At 71.8% G+C, this 8,485-nt stretch carries 7 protein-coding genes; all 7 read right to left on the reverse strand.

The window, feature by feature from the left end; all coding sequences use genetic code 11:
* On the reverse strand, positions 1 to 725 hold a 725-nt coding region (locus D7V93_RS31145; RefSeq protein WP_147451427.1), incomplete at its 3' end, for an alpha/beta fold hydrolase.
* A 52-nt stretch (positions 726 to 777) separates the two neighbouring features.
* Positions 778 to 969, reverse strand: coding sequence for a hypothetical protein (locus D7V93_RS31150; protein ID WP_120646845.1), 192 nt, complete (start codon positions 967 to 969; stop codon positions 778 to 780).
* Positions 970 to 1,198: 229 nt separating this feature from the next.
* Complete coding sequence (locus D7V93_RS31155) at positions 1,199 to 3,112, reverse strand: AAA domain-containing protein (RefSeq protein ID WP_120646846.1); 1,914 nt, start codon at positions 3,110 to 3,112, stop codon at positions 1,199 to 1,201.
* Positions 3,113 to 3,208: 96 nt separating this feature from the next.
* On the reverse strand, positions 3,209 to 4,528 hold the full coding sequence (locus tag D7V93_RS31160) for a chitosanase (protein WP_120646847.1): 1,320 nt from the start codon (positions 4,526 to 4,528) through the stop codon (positions 3,209 to 3,211).
* Between the two features lie 92 nt (positions 4,529 to 4,620).
* Positions 4,621 to 5,502 (reverse strand): hypothetical protein, encoded by an 882-nt coding sequence (locus D7V93_RS31165; RefSeq protein WP_120646848.1) that lies wholly within the window; start codon positions 5,500 to 5,502, stop codon positions 4,621 to 4,623.
* Positions 5,503 to 5,509: 7 nt separating this feature from the next.
* Entirely contained in the window at positions 5,510 to 6,052 is a 543-nt protein-coding gene (locus D7V93_RS31170) for a DUF350 domain-containing protein (RefSeq protein WP_120646849.1), read from the reverse strand.
* A gap of 51 nt (positions 6,053 to 6,103) precedes the next feature.
* Positions 6,104 to 8,485, reverse strand: a 2,382-nt coding sequence (locus tag D7V93_RS31175; protein ID WP_120646850.1) for an HYR domain-containing protein, incomplete at its 5' end; no start/stop codon positions are given.

Below are 8,485 nucleotides of genomic sequence, written 5' to 3' on the forward strand. Positions count from 1 at the left end.
GAGGGGGACAGGCCCCGGCTCCCCCGGAGGATTTGAACGGGGCAGGTGACGGCGGCCTCCAGCGCCAGCCACTGGGCCTCGTCGAAGCCCTGGCCGAAGCGGCGGCGGTGGCGCGGGTCGAAGGTGAAGGTGACGTCGCCCTCGGGCTCCTGGCGCGTGCCGTGGCGGGCGAAGAGCAGGGCCGCCTCCGGGGACAGGGTGGGGTTGGCCTGACGCAGGCGCTCCGCGGCGGCCTCCGCCGTGGGGTAGCGCTTGCGGTTCGGCGGCCGGCGCGCATCGTCCAGGAAGCCGCGCAGCCGCTGCAGCGCGCCTTCGGGCGGGCCGCCGGAGGGGCCCAGGCTCTCGATGAGGGTCAGGCTGAGGATGCGCTCGGGGCGCGCGGCGGCGTACGCCAGCGCGACGATGCCGCCCAGCGAGTGCCCCACCAGGTGCACCGAGGGCAGGGCCAGCCCGTCCAGGGCGGCCTCCACGTCCAGGAGGTGGTCGCTCAGGTGGTACGCGGCGCCGGGGCCCGCGTGGCCGCTCTGGCCCATGCCGCGAAAGTCGAGCAGCACCGTGCGCCAGCCTTCGGGCAGGTGCTCGCAGAGCGGATCAAAGCCGTGGGAGTGGTCCAACCACCCGTGGAGAAACAGCACGGCGGGCGTCCCGTGCGGGTGGCGCTGGCGCACGTGCAGCGGCAGGCCTTCGGCGTCCAGGGTGAGTGATTCGAATGCGGCAGCGGGCACGGGTGGCTCCTCGTGCTCCGCCTTACTCCGTCCCCCCGGGCGGTGGCGATGGCTAGACGACGCTGCTGGACGACGCGGCACCGGGGCGCGGAGGACCCCCGCTGTCGGGACGGCCGAGCACCATGGCCAGCTGCCGCGCCTGGGTCTCCGTGGCGCAGCGATACTCCTGGGTCTTGCCGTTGGGGCGATCAATCCGAATCACCCAGACGTCATTCTCCTTCGTCACGACCGGCGCTTGGGACATTGCTTCCCTCCTTACCCGGAAAGAGAAGCATCCTTCGTGCCGCCCTTGAGGCTTGCGCCAAAGCCCTGAAATCCGGACCCCTCCCCACAGGGCGATGGGTCAGGTGACAAATTTCGTTCAGCAAGCCGACAATTTTCGGGCACCTGGCTCGCACTCCTTGCGTAGTCCCCCAGGGCGACGCCCTCCAGGGCCGACAAAAGTCGTTGGGACGACAATCATTGCTCAAGGCTCAGGCCGGGTCCGGCCACTCCCAGGCGGAGCGGTAGCCGCCGTCGGTCTGCGTGCCTTCGATGAAGCGCGCGTAGAACGCGTGGCTGCTCAGGGTGGCGGAGTCGCCCACGACGAACAGGTGCCGGCGGGCGCGGGTGAGCGCGACGTTCATGCGGCGCAGGTCGTTGAGGAAGCCCAACTGCCCCTCGCTGTTGGAGCGGGTGAGGCTGACGAGGATGGCGTCCTTCTCCCGGCCCTGGAACGCGTCCACCGTGTCCACCTCCACCTCCGGGTGCACGGCCTCCAGCGCCTCGCGGAGCTGCCGGGCCTGCGCGCTGTAGGGGGCGATGACGGCGACCTCGCGCGGGGACAGGCCCAGGGCCAGCAACTGGCGCACGCGGGCGATGACGTAGTCGGCCTCACCTGGGTTGAAGAGGCTGTGCGTGGTGGGCTCCACCTCCTCGTCGAAGCCCTTGCCGGCGGTGTCGAGGAAGAGCACGGGCGGGGCGTCCACCTCCGCGCCGGGCGTGAGGACCTGCGCGAGCGTGCGGTCCGCCACGGACGCGTGCGCGCGCAGCTCCCCGGCGTACATCTCCCGCGAGGGGAAGGCCATGATGGTGGTGTTCATCCGGTACTGCTCGCGCAGCATGCGCTTCACGTCGTCGCCGTGGTCCTTGAGCAGGCGCTCGAAGAGGCTCACGCCCAGGCCCGCCTTCGCGGCCTCCTGCGACAGCACGGTGGGCGGCAACTGCTGCGGGTCTCCGGCGAGCACCACCTTGGGCGCGCGCAGGAAGCCCAGCAGGGCCAGGGGTTCGGTGGCCTGGGTGGCCTCGTCCAGCAGCGCGCGGTCGAACTCCTCGCCCGCGAGGATGCCGGAGCCCAGGCTCGCGAGCGTGACGCAGACGACGTCGGAGCGGGCGAGCACCGCGCGCACGGCCTTCTTCTCCAGCTTGCGCGCCTCGTCCATCAGGTCCTTGGCCTCCGCGGTGGAGGAGCGGGCGTTGGAGAAGCGGTCGCGGCTGCGGCCCTGGCTGCGCTGCCGGCGCGCGTAGCCGAACAGGTCGAAGGCCTCGTCGAACAGGTCGCGGCTGATGATGCGGTCCGGGTGGTCCTCCACCACGATGTCCAGGGTGTGCTCCTGGAGCCGTGCGGCGACGCGGGCGGGGTGGCCCACGCGGATGGCGCGCAGGCCCTGCTCCAGGCACAGCTCCAGCAGGTGATCCACGGCGGCGTTGCTGGCCGCGGTGCACAACAGGCGCTCGCCGCGCGCGACGGCCTGCACGGCCACCTCCGCGAGCACGGTGGACTTGCCGGTGCCGGGCGGGCCGTGGATGAGGAAGAAGTCCTCCGCGGCCAGCGCGCGCTTCGCCGCGTCCAGCTGCTCCGGGTTGAGCGGACGGCTGGGGGTGAAGTCCTTCGGGTTGTCGAAGCGCGGGGGCTCGTTGCCCAGCAGCACCTCGCGCTTGTGGCGCTCGGCGCCCTTGTCCAGGGCCTTCACGCGCTGGAGGCCCGCGCGCACGCGCTCGTAGGTGACGTCGTTGGGGACGACGTCCAGGCGCAACAGCCCTTCGGAGATATACGCGGGCGGGTCGCGGTCGAAGGCGAGCTGGATGCGCGTGGAGGAGGCGCGCGACACGAGCGCCTTCGCGGGGTCCTTCACCTCCGCGCGGCGGGGCAGCACCGCCACGAAGTCGCCGTTGGACAGGCGCGTGGGCAGCCGCCCCCGGTCCGCGCGGGCGAGCGTGAGGAGGATGCGGCCGCCCAGGCCCACCTCCTCCTCGACGGCTTCCAGGTCCAGCACCGACAGGCCCTGCTCCTCGCGCTCGCGCAGGGACAGCCCCTGCGCGAACGCGGCCATGCGGGCCTTCTCGGCCTCGCGCTCCTGGGCGAGGAGGGAGCCGAGGGTGTCGAAGAACGAGACGTCACGGGCCATGGGGCAGGTCATGCCACCACAGGCGCCCTGGCGGCCAGCGCGCCGTCAGGGACCGTGTCCGTCAGTGGCCTGCCCGATGAGCTGCCGGCCCCGGCCCTACTGGCAGGCGTACGTGTACGAGCCGGGGGTGCTCCAGGTGCCGTCCGGGTTGATGAGGCGCACGGTGTAGCCGCTCGACGGGTAGGTGGTGCCCCAGCAGTCGCGGGCGCGCACGTCGTTGCGCAAGGCGGTGCCCAGGCTCCAGTTGCCCAGCCGGCGCTGCTTCTCATACGCGGCCACGCGGTCCACGGCGTCCACCCAGGTGGAGTCCCCGGCGAGCACGTCCCGGCGCTTCTCCAGGAACTTCTGGAGCCAGGCGTTCTCCGTGATGCCGTTGTAGCCAATCACCGGCGCCACCTGGCCGCTGTTGCCCAGGGCCGTGTTGGCGCTGCGGATGATGGCCTTCGCGCCGCTCTCGCCGTGGTTGATGGCCGCGTCGTACAGCGCCGCCTTGGTGAGCGCCTGGGTGAAGCCCCAGCGCGTGGCCTCGTTCATGATGGGCGTATAGTAGAGCGCGTCGCTCACCTGGTCCTGGCACAGCTTGAAGTCCGCCTTCGTCGCAGCGGTGTTGAAGCTCGCCGCCCAGTCCGCCGTCCAATTGCCCACGGCATCCAGCTCCGCGGTGGAGGCCTGCGACTCACCGGTGGACAGGAAGCGGTTGTTGATGACGGTGAGCGCGTTCCAGTACTTCGCCAAGCGGTTGCCGTTGGCCTCGGTGCGCAGCGCCCGGTAGCACTGCACCACCTGGATGGCGTCGCCGGTGCCGGTGCAGAAGCCCGCGCGCCCGCTGGTGTAGCCGCGCCCGTCGTCGATGTTCTCCGAATAGGCGTAGTCGAGCGTCGGGGTGTCGTTCTCCCAGATGCTCGTCAGCGCCTCCGAGACCTTCTTCTGGTTCGCGGTGAGGCCGGTGCCCGGGGGCGGCGTCGTGCCCCCGCAGCTGTCGGACTGCACCTTCACGTTGGTCGCCGTGAACGACGTGTTGGAGGTCGTGGAGTAGTTGAACGTGTACGACGCGTTCACCGCCACCGTCAGCGCGGAGGTCCGCGTGAAGGTGCACGTGCGGCTGCTCTGCGTGTGCGTCCAGCCGGGCTGATCATCGTCACACGTCACGCCCGACGGCACGTCGATGGAGATCTGCGGATTGGCGATGGCCACCGTGCCCGTGTTCTTGAAGACGAGCGTGCCCCAGTAGTCCACGCCCACGTACGTGTTGGTGGTGATGGAGTGCGTGCACGCGCCCAGCGCCTGCTCCTCCGCGTCGGGGGCCGCCTGCGCGCCGTCCGCCTCCTGCGCCGCGCCACACCCCACCGCCGCCACCGCCAGCCCCACGGCGAAGAACCGCTGCACCCACCACGTCCGCGAACGCCTGGTTTCCATGTGCCTGCTCCTGTCCGGGAGGGGGATGCCTGCTGGAGGCGTATCCCGGATAGAACAGGAATAGTGGAACTCAGCGGGAAGCTCCAGGCCTGTCAGCCCGGAGCGTCGGGCAGGGGCAGCACGCGCCAGAGCTGGGGCTTGTCGTACTGGGGGGGAATCATGCCCAGGGGCCAGCCCTCCGCGGTGAGCTCCGCGTAGCGGTAGCCGCGTCCCCCGAAGGCGATGCGGGTGCCGGTGCCGGGCAGGCCCACGCCGATGGCCGCGTGCGCGAGCGCGTCCGAGTACAGCATCACCGCGTCCACGCCCGCCTGCCGCAGCAGCATCAGCGCGAGCACCGCCTTGGAGTCGCAGTCGCCGCGGTCCTGCGCGGGCACCAGCCCCGGCGGGACGATGCCGAACGGCTCGTCTCCGGGCAGCTCGTAGTGGACGCGGCGCACGAAGCCGAGGATGAGCTCGGTGGCCTGGACCGCGTCCAGGTCGCGCTCGCGGATGGACGCGGCGAAGCGCTCGCCTAGAACGCGCACCGGCTCCGCGTTGCTGCGCATCAGCTCCGCGTAGATGCAGCGCATGTCCGCGCCGCACCCTGGAGGCGCCACGTAGGTGAAGCGCTCCGGGCCCATGGCGCGGTAGCGCAGGCTCACGCTGTAGTCGCGGTGCGCCTTTTCCAGCCCGCGCTCCTCCGCCTCGCCCAGGCCGAACGCCAGCTCTTGCCGGGCGGGCGTCAGCCCCTCCACGCGCCAGTCATACGCGCGCGCCCGCTCCAACGGCGTGCCCTCTGGGACGAGCACCGTGCCCAGGTCCAGGGAGGCTTCCAGCGGAGCCTCCTCCTTGGAGTCTTCCGTCCACCCGGACTCCGCGAGCCGGCCCGCGTTCCTGCGGACGTCCAGGCGCCAGAGGGCCGCGGCCAGGGCGGCTCCCAGCAGCACCAGCGCGAGCAGCAGCTTCGTCTTCCCACTCCAGGAGCGCGCGACCATGCGGGGCTCAGGCGGGCGCGCGCAGCATGCCGGTGGGGAGCTGCGGGAAGGGGATGAGCCCGTTGAGCGCGGCCTGGAGGCCGGGCGCGGTGAGCAGGGCGATGACGAGCAGGAAGGCGCACAGGATGAGCGCGGCGGCGATGTTGCCCTTGCGCACCTCCGCCAGCTCGTCGATGCCCGGCGTCATCCGGTCGAACAGCCGCACGCCCAGCGCGAGCACCGCCACGCCCACCGCCAGCGACAGCGCCACGTGCACGAGCGACAGGCCCATGAGCTGGAGCACGGCGACGGGCGACACGGGCGGGTTCTGCACCGCGATGTCCACCGCGTCCCCGGTGGCCTTCAGCGCGTGCTGCACGAGCAGGCCCAGCGACACGAGGCTCGTCGCGTGCACCAGCCCGGCCGCGATGTTGCCCTGGCGCAGCTCCTCCACGGGGTGGCTGTCCAGCAGGCGGCCAAGGCCGTGCATCCCCAGGCCGATGCCGAGCGCGGCCACGAGGCCACCGAAGACGACCTTCACGAGTCCGACGAAGAAGAGGGTGAGGTCCATGGGTGCGCGAGGGACTGTAGCGGAAGTCCCCCGTGCCGCCACGGTCCATGCTCACGCGTCCGGCGCGGCGCCCTTCCGACGGCGGGAGAGCGTCCAGCCAAGGAGGAGCAGCGCCGCCCAGCTTGCGCCCGAGGACGGCCCGCTGCCCACGGAGCACCCCAGGCCCCGCTGCATGTCGGCCGTCGGGTCGTACTCCACGGCGACCTTGAAGCTGCACAGCGCCGCGTTGCCGGCCGCGTCCAGCGCCGTCACCCGCACCGAGTGCACCCCCGGCGCCAGCAGCGTGCCGGGTTCGGGGCTGTAGCTGAGCTCCGTCTGGGACACGACGTCCAGGGCGGTGGCGAGCGGGTACTCGGCGCGGGTGCCGGCCATCACGGCCGTCTTGAGCGCGACGTCCGCCGGGCAGTTGAGGACGGGAGGCCGCGAGTCGCGCACCTTCACCCGGATCTCGCATGTCCTGCTGTTGCCCGCCTCGTCGATGCTGGTGAACTGCACCGGGGTGATGCCCAGGGGGAACAGGTCTCCGGAGGCATGCGTGCTGGTGACGGTCGTCTGCGACGAGACGTTGTCGGCGGACGTCTGCTCCGGCCAGGACGCATGCGCGCCGTCGGGCCCCTCCGCCTCCACGCGGACCTCGCTCACCTTGCAGGCGGGGGCGGGAGGCTGTTCGTCGCGCACGGTGACGGGGAAGGAGCAGGTGCTGGTGTTGCCCGCCCTGTCCTGGGCCGTCATCGTCATCCGGGTCGTGCCCAGGGGCAGGAGGCTGCCGTCCTCCGGGCTGTACGTGACGAGGATGTCGCCGCCCGACTCTTCCATCACCTGGATGCCCGGGTAGAACACGAGGGCGCCCTTCGGCGAGCGCGCGTTGAGGGTGAGCTGCGTCGGGCAGCCCTTGAAGACGGGCGGCGTCAGGTCGCGCACGGCGACGTCGATGACACACGCGGCGACGCGGCCCTGCGCGTCCTCCGCCTGGTAGCGGACGCCAAAGCTCATCGGCATGGACAGCGGCGTGCCCTCGGGGTGGCTGGTGCGCACCGTGAAGGGCGCCTGTCCGCCGGTGAGCGCGGGAGGGGGCAGGTGCATCTCGGTGCCCTGGGGATTCGTGGCGGCCACGTCGAGGTGGGCGGGGCAGCCCTGGAAGGCGGGCGCCGTGGCGTCGCGGTCCAGGCGCCACAGCGCCAGGCCGGCGAAGGGATCCCCGGACGTGACGAGCAGCGCGTCGCCGAAGGGCAGGAGCTTTGTCGGCGTGAAGTTCCGCTCCGACGGCAGCCGCGCCAGGCGGTACGTGCCGCCAGCGATGCCGTCGGTGCGCCACAGCTCGCTGCCCCACATGTTGGGAGCGGTGATGAAGACGAGCTCCTCACCCCAGGCGGCCAGGAAGCGCGGCACGACCGGCTCGCCCGCCTGCTCCAGGGGGATGATCCGGGTGCCCGCCGACGTGCCGTCCGTCACCCACAGCTGGGTGCCCGAACCCACGCCCCTGCTCACGTAGTAGACGCGCGCGCCCGCCCGCACCAGCGTGGGCTCCGAGGTGTAGGGCTCGCGGTCGCGGGGCAGGGGCTTCACCGGCAGGGTCCCCGCCTCGGTGCCATCCGTCTTCCACAGCTCCAGCTGGCCGCCGTCGTTCACGAGGAACAGGAGCGTGTCGCCCAGCACGGTGAACTGGCTCAGGACGGGCTCGGCGGGGCCCGGCACCAGGTCGCTCACCTGGCGGGTGCCCGCCTCGGTGCCGTCTGTCTTCCACAGGGCGCGGCCGTGCTGGCCGTCGTCCGCGGTGAAGAAGCAGGTGGAGCCCAGGACGGCGGCGAACGTGGGGTTGGAGGACTCGGCGCCCGCGCGCACGTCGCGCAGCAGCCGGGTGCCTTCCTCGGTGCCATCCGTCCGCCACAGCTCCCGGCCCTCGGGACCGTCGGCGCTGAAGAGCATGGCGTCGCCACACCGGCCGAGGACGAGCGGGAAGGAGCCCTTGCTTCCAGGCGCGATGTCCTTGAGGCGCACGGTGCCCGCCTCGGTGCCGTCCGACTTCCACAGCTCGCTGTCGTTGAGGCTGTCCTCGGCGGCGAACAGCACGGAGTCCCCGAAGGGAACGAGCGCGGCTGTCATGCGCAGGCCGCTGGCCCCGCCCGGCTGGACGTCGCGCACGAGGCGGGTGCCCTCGGCGGTGCCGTCGCTCGTCCACAGCTCGCGGCCGGTCGTGCCACTGCTCCAGGCGGTGAAGAACAGGCGTCCGGGCACCGCGGACAACGTCATGTGATCCATGACGGCGGAGGCGGGCAGCAGGTCCTGCACGGGGCGGGTGCCCTGGGCGGTGCCATCCGTGGCCCACAGCTTCAGGTGTCTGTCGTTGATGTCGGTGATGCGCGGGCCGGTGAAGAAATACAGCCGGCCGTTCAGGGTGACGGTGGCTGGGTCTCGACGTTCGTGTTCCAGCCG

It is taken from the genome of Corallococcus llansteffanensis (assembly GCF_003612055.1).
Classification (GTDB): domain Bacteria; phylum Myxococcota; class Myxococcia; order Myxococcales; family Myxococcaceae; genus Corallococcus; species Corallococcus llansteffanensis.